This is a genomic window from Salinicola halimionae (assembly GCF_003206065.1).
GTDB lineage: Bacteria > Pseudomonadota > Gammaproteobacteria > Pseudomonadales > Halomonadaceae > Salinicola > Salinicola halimionae.
On the sequence record NZ_PZJQ01000004.1, the window covers coordinates 946,135 to 963,577 of the forward strand.

At 60.4% G+C, this 17,443-nt stretch carries 13 protein-coding genes and 1 pseudogene; 11 read left to right on the top strand and 3 right to left on the bottom strand.

The window, feature by feature from the left end:
* Nucleotides 1-58 precede the first annotated feature (58 nt).
* The 3 genes from DOM27_RS10080 to DOM27_RS10090 form a co-directional block, all read right to left on the bottom strand.
* Nucleotides 59-1,297: a capsular polysaccharide export protein, LipB/KpsS family gene (locus DOM27_RS10080; RefSeq protein ID WP_110655871.1), complete on the bottom strand. Its 1,239-nt coding sequence runs from the start codon at nt 1,295-1,297 to the stop codon at nt 59-61.
* A gap of 317 nt (nt 1,298-1,614) precedes the next feature.
* Nucleotides 1,615-3,366, bottom strand: a complete 1,752-nt coding sequence (ligB, locus tag DOM27_RS10085; RefSeq protein WP_110655872.1) for an NAD-dependent DNA ligase LigB — start codon at nt 3,364-3,366, stop codon at nt 1,615-1,617.
* Between the two features lie 213 nt (nt 3,367-3,579).
* Nucleotides 3,580-5,694, bottom strand: a complete 2,115-nt coding sequence (locus DOM27_RS10090; protein ID WP_110655873.1) for a carboxy terminal-processing peptidase — start codon at nt 5,692-5,694, stop codon at nt 3,580-3,582.
* 134 nt (nt 5,695-5,828) lie between these two features.
* Here DOM27_RS10090 and DOM27_RS10095 point away from each other — a divergent pair, with 134 nt between their 5' ends.
* The 11 genes and pseudogenes from DOM27_RS10095 to dgcA all read left to right on the top strand — a co-directional run bounded on the left by DOM27_RS10095 (nt 5,829) and on the right by dgcA (nt 17,440).
* A complete protein-coding gene (locus DOM27_RS10095; RefSeq protein ID WP_110655874.1) occupies nt 5,829-7,145 on the top strand; it encodes a M18 family aminopeptidase in 1,317 nt (438 codons plus the stop codon).
* Between the two features lie 110 nt (nt 7,146-7,255).
* On the top strand, nt 7,256-8,170 hold the full coding sequence (locus tag DOM27_RS10100; protein WP_110655875.1) for a LysR family transcriptional regulator: 915 nt from the start codon (nt 7,256-7,258) through the stop codon (nt 8,168-8,170).
* 152 nt (nt 8,171-8,322) lie between these two features.
* The gene (locus tag DOM27_RS10105) at nt 8,323-9,243 is read left to right on the top strand and encodes an N-carbamoyl-D-amino-acid hydrolase (RefSeq protein WP_110655876.1); all 921 of its coding nucleotides are present in this window, start codon (nt 8,323-8,325) and stop codon (nt 9,241-9,243) included.
* A 91-nt stretch (nt 9,244-9,334) separates the two neighbouring features.
* The gene (locus tag DOM27_RS10110; RefSeq protein ID WP_110655877.1) at nt 9,335-10,741 is read left to right on the top strand and encodes an amidohydrolase family protein; all 1,407 of its coding nucleotides are present in this window, start codon (nt 9,335-9,337) and stop codon (nt 10,739-10,741) included.
* A gap of 37 nt (nt 10,742-10,778) precedes the next feature.
* A complete protein-coding gene (locus tag DOM27_RS10115; protein ID WP_110655878.1) occupies nt 10,779-12,218 on the top strand; it encodes an N-acyl-D-amino-acid deacylase family protein in 1,440 nt (479 codons plus the stop codon).
* Between the two features lie 90 nt (nt 12,219-12,308).
* Nucleotides 12,309-13,448 carry a TRAP transporter substrate-binding protein gene (locus tag DOM27_RS10120; protein ID WP_110655879.1) on the top strand — a complete coding sequence of 380 codons (1,140 nt, stop codon included), beginning with the start codon at nt 12,309-12,311 and terminating at the stop codon, nt 13,446-13,448.
* Entirely contained in the window at nt 13,445-14,005 is a 561-nt protein-coding gene (locus DOM27_RS10125; protein WP_110655880.1) for a TRAP transporter small permease subunit, read from the top strand. Before DOM27_RS10120 ends, DOM27_RS10125 begins: the two co-directional genes overlap by 4 nt.
* A gap of 61 nt (nt 14,006-14,066) precedes the next feature.
* Nucleotides 14,067-14,519, top strand: a pseudogene (locus tag DOM27_RS18195) (TRAP transporter large permease subunit); the annotation flags it as partial.
* 64 nt (nt 14,520-14,583) lie between these two features.
* Nucleotides 14,584-15,384, top strand: coding sequence for a TRAP transporter large permease subunit (locus DOM27_RS18200; protein WP_280952137.1), 801 nt, complete (start codon nt 14,584-14,586; stop codon nt 15,382-15,384).
* 80 nt (nt 15,385-15,464) lie between these two features.
* Nucleotides 15,465-16,466: an N-acetyltransferase DgcN gene (gene dgcN / locus DOM27_RS10140; protein ID WP_110655883.1), complete on the top strand. Its 1,002-nt coding sequence runs from the start codon at nt 15,465-15,467 to the stop codon at nt 16,464-16,466.
* Nucleotides 16,460-17,440, top strand: a complete 981-nt coding sequence (dgcA, locus tag DOM27_RS10145; protein ID WP_223162318.1) for an N-acetyl-D-Glu racemase DgcA — start codon at nt 16,460-16,462, stop codon at nt 17,438-17,440. Before dgcN ends, dgcA begins: the two co-directional genes overlap by 7 nt.
* The last annotated feature ends 3 nt before the right edge of the window (nt 17,441-17,443 follow it).

The window sequence follows — 17,443 nt, forward strand, 5'->3', positions numbered from 1 at the left end:
CTGGCCGCTTGTCGTTCCAGCATGAGCTTGCTTCTCCGAGCCCTGCTGAAGATTGAATCTAGGATGCGACCGGTAGGCGAGAGTCCCACAGCAGACGTTCGATAGGAGAGATGTTATCGGTCAGATGTGCCACGGCATTGATCACGGCCAGGTCGATACCTTCGCGATCATAGAAGCCTCCGTTGATCTGCGTGGCGTGAATGACGACGCTGGCAAAGTTTCGAAATAGACGTCTTTCGGGGCCGATCGGGTGGCGCCAGAAGTCATCTAGGGTGCTGGTTGAGGTTAGTCCAGGCAGACGATAGATCGCTTGGCCCAGCGCCAGGGTCGGGCAATCGCGTTCCAGTGCAGCGAGCCCCTCCTGCCCATTGACCGTTACCAGCCCCGAGGCATGATCGATAAGCGTTTTCAGGTCGGCCCCGGGCATGAACACGAGCCGCTCGCCGAGATCGGTCTCTCGCGCCAGGTCCCGCAGTCGTCGAACATAACCCGGCACGGCCGTTCCCATCGGATCGAGGATGATCAGCCGTGCGCGTCCCGGTGCGAAGCGAGCGAACGAGCTGACCACCCGGGCGACACCGTCATGCATGTCTGCGTAGGGAGAGTGCCAGCGAATCCGGCTGTCGTCGTCGTGCTGGAGCGGGAAGAGATAGAACGGCTGTCTCTCCTCGAGCAGTTGCCGACAGCGGGTCGCGGCCTGGCGCTGGCCTCGACCGATGAGTCGCCGGCAGTCGATGTCATTGGAAAGTCGGGTATGACTTCGGGCATGTCGAAAGAGCAGAGGATTGGCTAGATCTGCCAACTGATAGCCGATCCTCCGAAAGGCGCGTGACGCGAGGGGCTGCTGGAAAGGACGGGGTGGCAGGGCGTGAGGTATCGTCGGGCCAACGCTTTGATACCAATCTGCATCCCGCGGGAGCAGTGAGTAACCATCGACGCCTTCACGCTCGAGCGTGGTCCAGTAAGACTGAAGATAGCCGGGCGCCAGAATATGGTTACGTATCCCGCGTCGTCGCGCTGCGCTTATCACTTCCTTATGAGCGGGGCGACAGTCACCGAAAGCCACCTGATCGGTGATGCCGTGGCGTCGCCACAGATCGGTAACGAACTCCCCCAGCATGGGCCAGGGATCGCGAAAGGTTTCCGTTAGCTTGCCGTGCCACCCGAACTGATCACCGGCGGTGAAGTTGACCTTGACGACCTTGTGGCCATCGTCGCTAAGCCGCTGCCCCAGTTGATTGAGAAATCGGGAGCGGGGACCTTGCAGAAATAGGAAGGCTCGCCTCGCGGGGAACATCGTCTCGATCCCTTTCGTCAGTATGGGAACGGCCGCTGTCTGTCGACGATAGGTCGTCGAGACTTGGTAATCATCAGGAAGTTGGCGGTCGTCGGAACAGCTCGGATGCGATACCGAGGCAAGACGTGACTGTAACGCGGCCTGGCATATCCGCCATGCCGCGTTTTCGTGAATCGAGCGGTGGTTTAATTCGTCCTATAAAGATGAGTCGTATCAGACCGGACGACGGTCATCGGCAAATTGCCGGACAAGGTCTTTGGTGGAGTGAGAGGGCGCCGGGTCTCGAACGACGTCGAGACTGGCAACCCGAGCAAGGCTCAGGTTGGCGGCTTGGAGAGGGCATCGAGCAACGCATCGATAGTGGGATTGCGAAAGAAAGCGATGAGTTGCGCGCTTCGGACGGGGCCGATGCCATCGAAAGCTTGCCAGGATGTCTTCGAACGTTCGCGTAGCGTGGTCAACGATGAGGCGAGGACCGACTGCTCGGCGGCGTCGGGAATCGTCGGCATGCCGAGTGCGATGAGCCATCGTTTCTGGCCTGCGTTCCCTGCCTCGTGAAATACGCTGACCCATTGCCGGGCGCGCGTTTCCCCGACGCCAGGCAAGGCCTGAAGATCGGCGACGTGCAATTGTCTCCAGGCCAGCAGGTCGCTGACCAAGTCGGCATCGACCAGAGTGCGCCAGGTTGCGGGGCCAACGCCAATCATGTCCAAACCGTTCGAGCTGCCAAGCCATTCCAATCGCGCCAGGAACTGCTCTCGGCAGCCCGGCGTCAACGTCAGGCACGATAGTGCGTCGTAGCGCTGAGTGTCGGGAAAGACCAACGCCTTACGCGGTATGGCCGGGATGACGACCCGATCGATTTGCGGAATGGTCGCGCCGGCGAGAGAGACAGAGACCTGATCTCCAGGATGAACATCCAGCGTTTTCCAGTGGTCTAGCGAGCCCAGGCTCACCGAACTGACTTCGCGATCATCGAGCAGGACCGGCTCCAGTCGGGCGATAGGGGTCAGGCGGCCGGTACGCCCGACCGAGATATCGATGGTGTCGACGATGGCTAACGTCTCCGCCGCCGGATATTTCCAGGCAATGGCCCAGCTCGGTGGCTGGGCCTGCCAGCGTTGGCCCGTGGGGCGTTTGCTGCGCTTGATCACTACGCCATCGGAGGCAAATGGCAACTCGGCGTGATACCAGTGATCACGCCATTTTTCGACGTCTAACAGTCGGTCGACCGATCGGGTGTAACGGGCCGTATTGGCGAAGCCCAGTTGCGTCAGGCGTTCGAGGCGGTTTTGACCGTTTAGCGGGCCATCCGGCCAGGCCCAGGCGAAGAAGCCGATTGCCTGGGCGTCCTGTGGTGACAGGTCTTTTCGGTTCATCAGGCCTGCGATCTTGGCGCGTGCGGAGACGCCACCATCCCGGGCCTGAATATGTCCCGGCAGACGCAGGAATATCTCGCCTTGAAGCGTCACCGGTTCGTCATCTTCCAGCTGCTGCGGAATACTGTCGATCTGGCGAATCTGAGCGGTCCAATCCTGACCGGTTTCTCCATCGCCACGACTGATGGCGGACTTTAGCTTGCCATCGCGATAGACCAGCGTCACCGCAACGCCGTCGACCTTGGGCTGAATCCATAATGTCCGACCCGATTGTCGGGATAACCACTCATCGACGGCCTGTTGATTCGGTAGCTTATCGAGCCCGGTCTGGGCAAAAGGATGTCTCAGTCGATCATCAGGCGATGCCGTCGTGGTTTGGCGAATTGGCGCTGCGGCCGGATTCAGACAGTGACGCCAGTGCCGCCAGCGACGTTTGGCTTCGTCGTAGACGCCGTCATCCACGAGGCGCTCGCCACGTTGATAGTAGGCCTCGTCCCATCGCTCGATTTGTCGAGTCAGAGCCTCATAAGCGCTTTGCTGTCGTATCTGAGTTGCCCCCGGTGGGCACGAGGCCTCCAGCGTGCCGGGGTGAGCTGCCTGGTCAGGGCTGGGGTGAAGTGTGCCAGCCTGTACCATCCCTGACAGGCCCAGCCAGGCGAGGGCCGCAGCCCGGATCAATATCGCAATCATGGCGTCGCTCTCGAGTCTTCTAAACGTTCAACGACCGCTGAACGATTTTCTGAACACCGAAAGGTGGGGGATTCGACGTTTCGACTGCCATCAAACATCAAATAAAAAAGGGCCTCGCGAGTTCGCGAGGCCCTTGGCTAATTTCTGGCCTGGTCTGTCAGGAGCTGCCGGTTCGCGCCCGGTGCCAAATGAATCGACACCGGGTGCGATAAATTACCCGTTGGATTTCAGCTGCACGTAATCCAGCAATATCTGCGAGGTTTCCTGCAGTTCGGCGCGGTCGATGGGTTTGCCGTCATCGGCCTCCGCCGCCTCATCGTTCTCGGAGCCCGCGTCGCTACCCTTGGCGTCCTTGTCATCGGTGTCGCCGGCCGAGTCATGATCCTCGCGGGCATCTGTCCAGTTATCGAGTGGCTCCTGTCCCAGCGCTCGCCGGCGCTGATTTTCCAGCGCCAGCTGCTCGCTTTCCTGAGCATCCATTTCACGCTGCCGCTGATCCTTGTTGAGACTGATGCTGGTCTGCTGATCTCGTAGACGTTTGCTCAACTGGGCCTGTTTCTCGAGGTAGACGAAATCGGGGTCGTTGGCGATGCGTTGCTCGTGGCGGTCCTGCAGCCCCTCCAGATAACGCCACGGCTCCCCATAGAGACGGTACTGCACCGGGCGTACCCGATCCCAGGGCAGCGCGTTGTCGAGGGCACTTTCACCAATCTCGTCCGGATCGATCAGGCTGGGATAGAGAATGTCCGGTTCGACGCCGCGATGCTGGGTGCTCTCCCCGGAGATCCGGTAGAACTTGGCCCGTGTCAGCTTGATCTGCCCATGGCTGAGGTCGGACAGCGTCTGCACTGTACCCTTGCCGAATGTTCGACTACCGACGATCAAACCGCGGCCGTAATCCTGGATCGCCCCGGCGAAGATCTCCGAGGCGGACGCGGAAAGTCGATTGACCAGTACGGCGATGGGGCCGTCATAGGCGACACCGGCGTCGGTATCACCGTAGAGATTGATGCGCCCTTGGGCGTCGCGTACCTGCACCGTAGGCCCGCGGTCGATGAACAGGCCGATCATGGAATTGGCTTCCTGCAGCGCGCCGCCACCGTCGTTGCGCAGATCGAGCACGATGCCTTCGACCTGCTGTGCCTTGAGCTTGTCGATCTCTTTGGCGACATCCCGCGTGGTGCTTCGATAATCGGATTCACCGGCTTGCCAGGCGTCGAAGTCGACGTAGAACGCCGGCACCGTGATGACACCGATCTTGTGCATCGCGCCGTCCCGCTGAATCTCTTCCACTCGACTGTGGGCAGCCTGATCCTCGAGCTTGACGGTGTCGCGCGTGATCCTAACGGTATGCGTGCGCGTCACGTCGACGGCCTTGGCGGGAATGACGTCCAGACGTACCGTCGAGCCTTTCGGTCCGCGAATCAGATCGACCACTTCATCGAGACGCATGCCAACGACGTTGACCATGTCGCCATTTTCGTCCTGACCCACGGCAACGATACGATCCGCAGGCTGCAGCACGCCGGCCTTGTCCGCGGGCCCCCCGGGCACGAGGCTAGACACCTTGACGTACTCGCCGTCGCTCTGCAGCAACGCCCCAATCCCCTCCAGCGAGAGCCGCATCTGGATGTCGAAAGATTCGCTCTGTTGCGGCGAAAAGTACTCGGTATGCGGGTCGACGGTGCCCGTGACCGCGGCCATCAATAATACCAGGACATCTTCGGCGTTGGTCTGACGCACCCGATTGAGCTGGTTGGTGTAGCGGTCGTGCAGCGTCTTCTGGATCTCGCCCGGTGACTGATCGCTTAACGATAGCGTCAGCGCGGCATTTTCCAGACGCTTGTTCCATAGATCGTCGAGCGAATCCTCGCTGCCTGCCCAGGAGGAGTCTTCACGATCGAGTGCGAGACGTTCGTTGCTGGTGTAGTCGTAATCGATTCCTTGGTCGACTCTCTTCACCAACCACTGCAGCCGCGCTTCCAGTCGATCCTGGTAATGTGAATAAAATGCATAGACACGATTGAGATCGCCTGACTTGAGCGCATCGTCGAGAGTCGTTTCCAGGTCGCTGAAGCTGTCGACATCTCGCTGCAGGAGATAGGCGCGTTGATCATCGAGCACGTCCAGCAGACGTTTGAAGGCGCGCTTGGACCAATCGTCGTTGATCTCGACATCGGCATAATGCCCATACTGCAGTGACTCGGCGACTTCACTTGCCGCCTGACTTTGGTCATCCGTTGGGGTGGGACCGGCTAGCGCCGTGACGCTCCATGCCAGCACTAGCAAACACATGGCCGCGTACCGAGCGGCGACAATCAGGGTCATCAATGAAGCACTCCCGGTTTCCTGTACACTCTCTATTCCCTAGAAAGACCACCGGATCCATGAATCTTTTTCAGGTCCAGAGTCCATTGTAGCAGTCAGTCCGCGTGACTACAGACCGATATCCGAGGAAACCCATGTCAGACCACGTTGCCGACAAGGCTCTCGAAGATCGCTTGATCGATTTTCTCCAGCGCTCTCCCTCTCCGTGGCACGCCACCACCAATATGGTAGCGAGGCTGGAAGCGGCAGGATATCGGCCGCTCAAGGAAACTGACAGCTGGAAGTTGGCGCTTGGCGAAAAATATTACGTGACGCGCAACGATAGTGCCTTGATCGCGTTTCAGCTACCGGCCTCTTCGCTCGAGGCAATGCGTATGGTCGGCGCTCACACGGATAGTCCAGCGTTGCGACTCAAGCCGCAACCGGCGATCGCCAACAAGGGCTGGCTGCAATTGGGTGTTCAGGTCTACGGCGGTGCGCTGCTGTCGCCGTGGTTCGATCGCGATCTCGGTATCGCCGGCCGGGTGCATGTGCGCCGAGCCGATGGCACCCTGCAAGGCGTTTTGCTCAACGTGGGCGAACCGGTAGCGATCATTCCCAGCCTGGCGATTCATATGGATCGCGAAGCCAACAACGGCCGTGCCTTGAATGCGCAGACACAAATGGCGCCACTGATGATGCAGGGTGGGGACGCCCCGGATTTTGATCGGCTGCTCAAGCAGTGGATCGAACGCGAGCATGCCATCGAGGTGGCGGACATCGTCGACTTCGAACTTGGCTTCTACGACGTTCAGCCGCCGGCCAGGGTTGGCGTCAATGGCGAGATGATCGCCAGCGCTAGGCTCGACAACCTGCTTTCCTGTTTCATCGGGATCGAGGCCTTGCTTGCCGCCGACGGGCAGCAGGGGACGCTGTTTGTTGCCAACGATCACGAGGAAGTCGGCAGTGCCAGTGCGTGTGGCGCTCAGGGGCCGTTTCTGGCCGACGTGCTGCGCCGCGTGAATTCCGCACTCGGCGAGCCGGGCGACGAGGGTTTCGTGCGGTTGATTCAGCGCTCGCTGATGATTTCCTGCGACAACGCCCACGCTGTCCACCCCAACTTCGCAGACAAGCACGATCCGAATCATGGGCCGTCACTCAACGCCGGGCCGGTGATCAAGGTCAACGCCAGTCAGCGCTATGCGACCAACAGCACCACTGGGGCGCTGTTCCACGACATCTGCCGTGAAGCCGGCGTGCCCGTGCAGCAGTTCGTGACACGTGCGGACATGGGCTGCGGCAGCACCATCGGTCCTATTACCGCGACCGAACTCGGCGTGCCGACCATCGACGTAGGCGTGCCGCAGTTCGGTATGCACTCGATTCGGGAGACGGCAGGCAGTCGTGATCCGGCGTATCTGATTCGGGCATTGATCACGTTCTACAATCGGGAAACTCTCCGAATCGCTTAGGATGTGTCAGCGCTTGTCATTGCGTCAGGTCAGATGATGTCGAGCCGGTCGGATAGAGAGGGGCGTGGGTTTCGCTGGTTTAACGGTGAACTCTGGTTAGCGAGGCGGCAATGGCGCTGAATCTGCGGCAGATCGAAGTGTTCCGGGCAATAATGACGACCGGAAGCATCAGCGGCGCGTCTCGCGTGCTGATGATTTCCCAGCCGGCGGTGAGTCGGATGCTGTCTCACACGGAGCAGCGCATCGGGTTTCCGTTGTTCGAACGCATCAAGGGGCGGCTCTATCCGTCACCGGAGGCGCGACGATTGTTTCGTGATGTGGAGAACGTCTATCGTGACGTTCAGCGAGTCAACAACACGCTCCATGATTTGACTCAACGGCGTCACGGCGTCGTGCGCATCGCGGCCAGTTCGAGTCTCGGTCATCAGGTTGTGCCCTGGGCGATCACCAGTTTCCGAGCAGAGCATGATGTCCGTGTCAGTCTCGATTGCCAGCGCCATATGCAGCTGCGCGATCAACTGCTCGATCGTCAGGCCGATCTCGGCATTTCGCTGTTTCCGGTCAATCATCCCAACCTGGAGGCCAATCCGCTGCATCGAGCGGGCATGGTCTGCGTCTGTCCGGTCGATCATCCGCTGGCGGAGCGTGACGTGGTATCACTGCCCGAACTCCGACATTACGATCTAATTGGTTACGGCGCCGAAACCCCCTTCGGGCAGCATATCCGTTCGGCATTCGAAAGTGCCGGCGAGCCCTGGCGGCCGGCAACCGAGGTCGATTCTCCGCATTACGCATGCGCTCTGGCCAATGCGGGCGCCGGCATCGCGCTGATCGACGAATTCACGTGGCAAGGTTTTCATGGCGAGTATTTGACGGCAGTGCCCTTGCCGGTCGAGCAGCGGCTGATTGTGAGCTTGGTGTACCCACGTACCGAGCCGCTGTCGCAACTGGCTCGCGTGTTTATTTCCCACCTCGAAGCGGCATTCGGTCGCTTCAGCGCCACTGACGCATCCCTTCATCCCTAGATCGATTAGGCCCTTGGAGTAATCTGGCTTTCGAACCGGCCAAGCCTTGGGTTAACAAAAAGTTATAGCCTGTCGATAAATCGGCATGCGACACCTCCGCCAAAAGTTCAGACACTGATCCGACCCATACTAAATCGATAGGCGGACAGGTCATGCGTGAACGGGTAATCGGCGCGGCTCAGATGGGCCCCATTCAGAAAAGCGATACCCGTGAAGCGGTCGTGTCGCGAATGATCGCGCTACTGGATCAGGCTGCCGGGCAGGGGTGCGATCTGGTGGTCTATCCGGAATTGACTCTGACGACCTTTTTTCCGCGCTGGTACATGGAAGATCAGGCCGAGGTCGATACCTGGTTCGAAAGCGAGATGCCCAGTGTAACGACCCAGCCTCTCTTCGATCGTGCTCGTGAGCATGCCATTGCCATCTCTTTCGGCTATGCCGAGCTGACGCCAGAAGGCCGTCACTTCAATACGTCATTATTGACGGACCGCCAAGGCAACATCGTCGGTAAGTACCGCAAGATCCATCTGCCGGGCCATGTCGAATACGACTCCGAGCGTGATTTCCAGCATCTCGAGAAACGTTACTTCGAGCCCGGTGATCTTGGCTTCGAAACCTTCGATAACGAAGGCGCGCTGATGGGCATGTGCATCTGCAATGACCGCCGCTGGCCGGAAACCTGGCGTGTGATGGGCTTGCAGGGCGTCGAATTGGTCATGCTGGGCTACAACACCCCCTCTATCAATTCTCAGAATCGAGACGAAGGTCTGGAAAAGCGCCTTTATCATTCCGAGCTTTCGATCACCGCGGGCGCCTATCAAAACGCCACCTGGGCCGTGGCCGTCGCCAAGGCTGGCGTTGAAGATGGCTTCCCGTTGATGGGTGGCACGATCATCGTCGACCCCGACGGTTTCGTGGTCGCGCGAACGGAAGGCGAGGGTGACGAACTAGTCACCGCGCGCTGCGACATGGATCTCTGCCAGTTCGGCAAGAAGACGATTTTCGATTTTGCGCGTCATCGTCGTACCGAGCACTACGGGCGAATCACTTCCCAGACCGGCGTCGAACGCTAATGGCTGACGTGATGATCTCGGGGCCGAAAGAGTCTGACGCTGAATGACTCCCCGGATGATCTTCCAACAACGATAATCGTCGAGGGGCGACATGGGCGAGCCTTATGACTTACTGCTGCGCAGCGGCACGATCGTCGATCCTGCCAACGGGTTGCATGGTGTTCACGATATTGCGATACGCGGCGACAAGATCGTCGACGTAGCGCCGACGATATACGGAGCCGCCCGGCGCGAGCACGATCTGACCGGACGTGTGGTGATGCCGGGTATCGTCGACATGCATGTCCATCTGTCGCCCTTTTTGGGCGGCGGTTGTGGTCACCGCATGCTGGCGATGGCGGGCGTGACAACGGCGCTGGATATGGCCGGGCCTATCGAAGGCGTGGTCGATCTAGCCGCGCGTTACGGTTGCGGGCTGAGTGTCGCCTGCGTCAATTACTTGCGGCCGGAGCACACCATCGCTTCCGCCGCCCCCGGCCGCGACGATATCGACGATGCGCTGAGTCATGCCCTGAGCCTGGGAGCGATCGGCCTGAAGCTGTTGGGTGGGCATTATCCATTGACGGCTGAAGCGACGGCTCATGCCATCGAAGCGGCTGCAGGGCGCGGTGCGTACGTGGCCTTCCATGCCGGCACGCAGTCCGCCGGTTCCAATATCGAGGGTATGCGTGAAGCGTGCGAATTAAGCGCAGGGCATCCGCTGCATTTGGCCCATATCAATAGCTACTGCCGCGGCCAGATTCTTGATGCCGTGGCCGAGGGCGAGAAGGCTCTATCGCTTCTGGCGGCGCATCCGCATATCCGCTCGGAGTCTTACCTGGCGCCATTCAACGGGATCAGTGGGGAGTGCATTGATGGCATTCCAGGGAGTCGTCTGGCGGTTTTCGGCCTCGAGCGTGGTGGTTATCCCGCCACAGTCGACGGGATGGCCGATGCCATTCGGGCCGGCTGGGCGCTGGTCAACCTGGAGTGTGAAGGCGTCGTCGAGCTGGTCGGCGGCGCTGAAGGGTTGGCGGCGTGGCGGGCCTGCGGTTCCAACATCGGCATCAGCTTTCGTGCCAATCCTCCCGAGCCGCGTCTGCGCCTTGTCACCGCAACCCGCGCCGACGGTCGCTATGCGGTCGATGCCCTGGCAACCGACGGCGGCGGTATCCCGCGCAACGACATCGTCTCCCGAGGGCTGGCGCTAGTCCATCTCGACGCCTTGAGTCTCGACGGTTTCGTACGCAAGGCGAGTCTGCATCCCGCACGTATCCTCGGGCTCACCCATAAAGGGCACCTGGGTATTGGGGCGGATGCGGATATCACCGTGCTCGATCTCGAGCTTCGTCGCCCCGTGCTGAGCTATGCCCATGGGCAGCGTCTGCTCGATGGGGAGGACGTGGTCGGACGTGGTGGTCGTCTGATTACCACGCCGACGGGCGAGGCTGCGGTGCGTGCCGCTGGGCTCGATACGCTGGTCGTCCAGCCGGGTACGATGCTGAAAACCCCGCAATGAGACGACGTTGGCCTTTCCACATCATCAGGAGAACAACATGATATTCGATGTGATCATCCGTCGGGCTAACGTCGTCGATGGAACCGGCCGCGAGCCGTTCGTCGCCGATGTCGGCGTGCGCGGAGAGCGGATCGTGGCAATTGGCGATCTCGATATGGCCCAGGCGGCGCAGGTGGTCCAGGCACAGGGGCGCTATCTGGCGCCGGGCTTTATCGATGTGCATACCCACGACGACAACTGCGCCATTCGTGAGCCGGAGATGCTTCCCAAGATTACCCAGGGCATCACTACCGTGATCGTCGGTAATTGCGGGATCAGCGCTTCGCCGGTCAAGATCGTCGGCGAGGTGCCGGACCCGATGAATTTGCTCGGCGAGAGCGATGCGTTCTTTGCGCAGTTCGATGCCTTTGCCGCGGCATTGGAAGCCGCGACGCCTGCCGTCAACGTGGCGGCATTGATCGGCCATACCACGTTGCGGGCGGGTGTCATGGATCGCTTCGACCGGGCGGCTACCGGCGACGAGATCCTCGCCATGCGCGGAGCACTGCGTCAGGCTTTGCGGGGCGGTGCAATCGGCATGAGCACCGGTCTCGCCTATACCAATGCACGACTGGCGCCGACGGCAGAGGTCAAGGCGCTGGTGGAGGTCGTCGGCGAAGAGGGCGGCATCTACACCACGCATATGCGCAATGAGCGCGAAACCTTGTTCGAGGCGATGGATGAAGCGTTCGAGACTGCCCGTCACGGCAAGGTGCCGTTGGTGATCTCGCATCTGAAATGTGCCGACGTCGAAAACTGGGGCAAGAGCGAACACGCCATCGACAAGCTCGAGGCGGCCGCCCGCGAACAACCCTGCAACTGTGATTGCTATCCCTACTCGGCGTGCTCCACGACGCTGGATCTTTGGCGCGTCTCGGACCAGTTCGACATCCTGGTGACCTGGTCGAAGCCGCATCCTGAGCAAGGGCGGCGGCTGCTGAGCGATATCGCCGCCGAGTGGGAGGTCGATCTGACCGAAGCGGCTCGCCGATTGATGCCGGCCGGTGCCATTTATCACAACATGGATGAGACCGATGTGCGGCGCGTGCTGAGTCATCCGCTGACGATGATCGGTTCGGATGGCTTGCCCAGCGATCCCAATCCGCATCCGCGGCTGTGGGGTAGTTTCCCGCGCGTCATCGGTCACTACTGTCGCGACGAGGGCTTGTTCGCACTGCCGGAAGCCATACGCAAGATGACCTCGATGTCGGCAGCACGTTTCGGCCTGACCGATCGCGGTGTGATCCGTGAGGGCGCCTTTGCTGATCTGACGCTGTTCGATTTCGAGACGGTTCTGGATGGCGCCAGTTTCGTCGCGCCGACGACGCCTGCAATCGGTATCGACTGGGTAATGGTCAACGGGCAACCCACCTGGGTCGATGGCGATGTCCGCAATCGCGCAGGGCGTCTTCTACGGCGAGAGGCAGTGATCGAGTAACTTCACGCCATTAACGCCAAGTTATGGCCTGTCGACAAAAAGGTATGAGACAGGTGCGTGTGACATCGATGATTATTTTCTGATAGCTCGATGACGACGAGCTGTGACGACAGCGACAACGACAACGATAAAGAGGTTTTCCCCATGCCTTTGATGAACCCGCAATCTCTCCCGTGGCGCCGTCTCATGTCGGCGGCCGCCTTCACCCTGACTCTGGGTGCCGGTCTTGCTGCCACGCCCGGTGCGGTTGCCGCCGCGGAAACACTGACTTATGCCACCAATACCGCACCGAACGGCCTGCGCGGTGCTGCCGAAAAAGGCTTTCTGGATGCCTTGAGTGAGGTTTCCGGCGGCGAGATCGAGGTGGTGCCTTATTGGGGGGCATCGGTCATGCAGGGCGATGAAATTCTCGGCGGTGTCAGTAATGGTGTTGCCGACATGGGTTATATCAACATCAACTACTATCCCAATCAGTTATTGCTGAATGGTGCGTTCCAGTTGTTCCCCGCGGGTCCCGAGAACTACGCGGACATCATGTCGGTTTATCATGCCGTCTATGACCAGGTGCCCGAACTAGGCGAGGAATTCGCCAGGCAGGGCCAGCACATCATCTATATCTACCCCTATCTTCCCTATGCCGGTGTTTTTCGCGAACCCGTGACCTCGTTCGATGATTTCCGAGGCAAGCGGGTGCGCGCGTCCAGCCAGTGGATGCTCAATCTGCTGGGCGATCTAGGGGCAACGCCAGTATCGGTGCCCTGGAGCGACACCTATCAGTCATTGCAGTCGGGTGCCATCGATGGGGTCTTCACCAATTACGATAGTCTCAACCGCACTGGCATGGACGAGGTCGCACCGAACGTTCTCACGTCACGTCGCTTGTGGTTGGCGGTGCCCATGATTCTTACGATCAACGAACGCAAGTGGAATGCAATGCCTGCAGAGATGCAGGGCTGGTTCGAGCAGGCCGCGGCGCGGGCGGAGAAGACCTTCGGCGAGTATTACGCCAATGAGTTCGATCGCATCGTCAAGGTGCAGGAAGCCGCCGGTTATACCGTGACGGCTGCCTCTGCCGAGGATATCGAGAAGTTCGTTTCGTTACCGGCCGTGGAAAGCAATCGCCAGACCTGGATCCAGAGCGCCAAGGCGGCAGGGGCCGAGAATCCCGCGCAGATCATCGAGAAAATGAAGAAGATCATCGATGACGGCTCGGCGGCCGGCGACTCATGAATAGCGAGTCCAACGTCGATTCTCCGGCGCATGCCGAGGCCACACCGGCCAGCTCGAAATCGGCTATTCATCAGGCGCCTAGGCTGCGCCTGATGACCCGACTCAATCAGAGCCTGGCTGAACTGTGTGGCTGGCTGTTGATCCTGGTAGTGCTGTTCATGATCGTCGATCTGGTGGCGCGGGGGTTTTCGCGTCCTCTCTACGGCGTTTCTGAATTGGCCATGTTCACGATGATTGCGGTGGTGTACCTCGGTCTGTCGCATGCCGAAGAGCAGGATGCGCATATTCGGGTCGAATTCCTGACGGACAAGCTCAATGGCACCGCGGCGCGCCTGTTGACGGGTTTCATAACGCTGGTGTCGCTTGTGACGGTGATTATCGTCGCGTGGGCAGTATGGACCAACGCCGTCGGTGCGTTGGAGAGTCGCCAAGCGATTGCCGGGCCCCGCCCGATTCTGGTTTATCCGATCAAGTTCGTGATGTTTGCCGCGCTGGCGCTTTACGGATTACAACTGTGTCGCCGGCTGGTGGCGCAATTCCGATTCAAAAGTCCGTGAAAGAGCCGAGAAGCTTGCGCGCTCCTGGGTTTCTGACTTTTCTCCTGCTACGGATATCATCATGGACTTCACGCTAGTCGGCGTCGTCGGTGTTGCGGCATTACTGATACTTCTCGTGCTTGGCGTTCCCTTGGCCATCAATTTTCTGCTGGTCGCTTTTATCGGGATCGCTACGCTTCTGACCCCTTTCAGCGCCACTTCGCTACTCGGGGATACCATGTATACGGCGATCGCTTCGCCGACCTTTACGGTGTTGCCGTTGTTCGTCTTGATGGGAGCACTGGCGGCGGCCAGCGGATTCGCCGAACTGGCCTACAAGGGGCTGCATCGCGCGACCGCGAGAATCCCTGGCTCGCTGGCGGTTGCAACGGCTTTCGGTAGCGCTGCGTTCTCTACCGTATGCGGTTCCTCTCTTGCCACCGCTAGCGTGTTCGGACGCATTGCCTATCCGGAGATGCGTCGTTATCAGTACGACAAGCGCTTCGCATTGGGCAGTATCGCCTGTGCAGGCTCTTTCGCGGCGATGATTCCCCCCCAGTGGCATGTTCATCCTATTCTCTATTTTCACTGGCGTACCGGTGGGGCAGCTCTTCATCGCCGGCATTGTGCCGGGCGTGCTGACAGCGCTGGTTTACGCTATCTCGATCGTGTGGCGTGCCAAGCGCAATCCTGCGCTCGCGCCGATGCTGGAGGAAGAGCACCGCATCATGCTGCGTGACCGAGTTCGGGGCATTCTCGATCTGTGGCAGATTCTGCTGCTGGGTGGCGTGGTCATCGGCGGCCTCTATGGTGGCCTGTTCACCGCAACCGAAGCGGGTGCGGTCGGTGCGCTGGGAGCGGTCATTCTCGGCGTGGCGACCGGCCCACTGCGCTCGCTCGACAAGCTGCGCATGGCGCTACGGGAGTCGGCCGGGATCACGACAACGCTATTTTTCATCATCGTGGCGGCGCTGTTCTTCAGTCGATTCCTGGGGCTGACGCGAATCCCGTTCGAGATCACAAGCTTCATGACCTCCTGGGACGTGCCGTCGTGGATGGTGCTGGGGTTGATTCTGGTCATCTGGTTCCTGATGGGGATGGTCGTGGTGCCAGCGGCGGCATTTGCATTGACGCTGCCGATCGTGTTCCCGATCGTGGTGGAACTCGGCTACGAGCCGATATGGTTTTGTATCATTGCGATGAAGATGTGCGAGATTGCGGGGGTGACGCCGCCCGTCGGGCTCAACGCCTTTGCCCTGGCCGGCGCCGCAGGCAAGGAGGTCAAAATCAGCGAGGTCTTCGCGGGCGTCTGGCCATTCGTGGCATGCGATCTGATCATCCTTGCACTGCTGCTGGCATTTCCCGTCATTTCGCTCTGGCTACCGCAGAGTATGATGTAGCGGATCACGTTGCCGTGTCGCGGCGCATCGCCATGACGGAGGGGACTCCGTCGATATCTATTCAACAGAGACGAGACAACATGCTCAAGACCCCTTATCTGCTGTTCCTGGGTGATGTGCCCGATCCTCTATCCGCCAAAGTTGCTCAGGGCATTCGCGACTGGCGTCCGGAGTATGCGTTGGGCCAGTACCGATTGCCGGGTTGTCAGGCCGATATGAAATTGCCGGATCTCGATATTGACGCGGCCGTGGCGCAAGGCGCCAGGACGCTGGTGATCGGGGCGGCGAATCGCGGTGGCGTGATTTCCCGCAGCTGGGTCTCCGTGCTCAAGCAGGCTCTGGCCGCCGGCATGGATATCGCTTCCGGTCTGCACAATCTGCTGCGTGACGAGCCGGAGCTGGTCGAGGCGGCGGAGAAGTACGGCGGGCGCCTCATCGATGTGCGCGTACCCCAGGTTCAGTATCCGATTGGCGACGGCAAGCCGCGGCGCGGCAAGCGGTGCCTGGCGGTCGGAACCGACTGTTCGATCGGCAAGATGTATACCGCACTGGCGCTGGATATCGCCTTGCGCGAACGTGGCGCCAAGTCGAGCTTCCGCGCCACCGGCCAGACGGGGATTCTGATCACCGGCGAAGGCGTGCCGCTGGATGCCGTCATCGCCGACTTCATGGCCGGTTCGATCGAATGGCTGACGCCGGACAACGATGACGATCATTGGGACATCATCGAAGGGCAGGGCAGTCTGTTCCATCCGTCCTATTCCGGCGTCACCATGGCGTTGATCCACGGTGGTCAGCCGGATGCGCTGATTCTGTGCCACGAACCCACTCGCACGCACATGCGCGGCTTGCCGCATTACCAGTTGCCGACGCTTGAACAGCTGCGCGATACGGCGCTGCCGCTGGCGCAGGTAGTGAATCCGGCGTGTCAGGTCGTCGGTGTCTCGGTCAACACATCCGGTATGGCGGTCGAGGAAGCGGATCGCTATCTGGCCGAGCTTGAAACCCGGCTGGGGTTGCCGTGTGTCGATCCTTATCGTCAGGGTGCCGAGCGTTTGGCGGAGGCGGTGTTGGCATGTTGAAGCTGACCGTCGAAGAACAGGTCTTCCCGCTGGCCGAAGTGTTCACCATTTCTCGCGGTTCGCGTACCGAGGCACATGTCGTTGTGGCGACACTGAGCGATGAGTCGCACACCGGCCGTGGCGAATGCGTGCCCTACGCGCATTACGGCGAAACGGTCGCCAGCGTGATCTCGCAGATCGAGTCGATGCGCGAGCTGCTTGGGAAGGGGATGGATCGCCTCGAGCTGCAGACGCGACTACCGGCCGGCGCTGCCCGAAACGCGCTCGACTGCGCGTTCTGGGATCTGGAAGCCAAGAGCGCCGGCAAGCCGGTCTGGGAACTTGCCGGCATCGAGGCGCCCAAAGCCGAGATCACGGCCTTTACGCTATCCCTGGACACGCCCGACGTCATGCGCGAGAAGGCCGGGCGCCACGCCGCCTGGCCGCTGCTCAAGCTGAAGCTTGGTGGTGAGGGCGATGTTGAACGCCTCGAGGCCGTTCGTGAGGGCGCGCCGCAAGCACGGATCATCGTCGATGCCAACGAGGGGTGGGATCGTGAAACCTACGCGCGTCTAGCGCCAGTGCTGTTGGAGCTCGGCATTGGCATGGTCGAGCAACCACTACCGGCTGGAGACGACGCGCCGCTGGCGGAGATCGAACGGCCATTGCCGGTCTGCGCCGACGAGGCATGTCACGATCGCAGCTCGCTGCCGAGTCTGGTCGGTCGCTACGATATGATCAACATCAAGCTCGACAAGACCGGTGGCCTGACCGAGGCGCTGGCGCTCAAGCGCGAGGCATTGGCGCAAGGCTTCGATATCATGGTCGGCTGTATGGTGGGCTCGTCGCTGTCGATGGCGCCGGCACTATTGGTGGCGCAGGGCGCGGCGGTGGTCGATCTCGATGGACCGCTGCTGTTGGCTCGGGATCGTGAGCACGGCATGTGCTTCGACGCCGAGGGGATTCATCCGGCGACGCCGGCGTTGTGGGGCTGAGCT

Excerpts from the sequence above, each read along its gene's own strand:
- DOM27_RS10125 (WP_110655880.1), top strand. The coding sequence starts at position 13,445 with ATGAATAGCGAGTCCAACGTCGATTCTCCGGCGCATGCCGAGGCCACA.
- DOM27_RS10110 (WP_110655877.1), top strand. The coding sequence starts at position 9,335 with ATGGGCGAGCCTTATGACTTACTGCTGCGCAGCGGCACGATCGTCGAT.
- DOM27_RS10100 (WP_110655875.1), top strand. The coding sequence starts at position 7,256 with ATGGCGCTGAATCTGCGGCAGATCGAAGTGTTCCGGGCAATAATGACG.
- DOM27_RS10095 (WP_110655874.1), top strand. The coding sequence starts at position 5,829 with ATGTCAGACCACGTTGCCGACAAGGCTCTCGAAGATCGCTTGATCGAT.
- dgcN (WP_110655883.1), top strand. The coding sequence starts at position 15,465 with ATGCTCAAGACCCCTTATCTGCTGTTCCTGGGTGATGTGCCCGATCCT.
- DOM27_RS10115 (WP_110655878.1), top strand. The coding sequence starts at position 10,779 with ATGATATTCGATGTGATCATCCGTCGGGCTAACGTCGTCGATGGAACC.
- DOM27_RS10080 (WP_110655871.1), bottom strand. The coding sequence starts at position 1,297 with ATGTTCCCCGCGAGGCGAGCCTTCCTATTTCTGCAAGGTCCCCGCTCC.
- ligB (WP_110655872.1), bottom strand. The coding sequence starts at position 3,366 with ATGATTGCGATATTGATCCGGGCTGCGGCCCTCGCCTGGCTGGGCCTG.
- DOM27_RS10120 (WP_110655879.1), top strand. The coding sequence starts at position 12,309 with ATGACGACGAGCTGTGACGACAGCGACAACGACAACGATAAAGAGGTT.
- DOM27_RS10105 (WP_110655876.1), top strand. The coding sequence starts at position 8,323 with ATGCGTGAACGGGTAATCGGCGCGGCTCAGATGGGCCCCATTCAGAAA.
- DOM27_RS10090 (WP_110655873.1), bottom strand. The coding sequence starts at position 5,694 with ATGACCCTGATTGTCGCCGCTCGGTACGCGGCCATGTGTTTGCTAGTG.
- dgcA (WP_223162318.1), top strand. The coding sequence starts at position 16,460 with ATGTTGAAGCTGACCGTCGAAGAACAGGTCTTCCCGCTGGCCGAAGTG.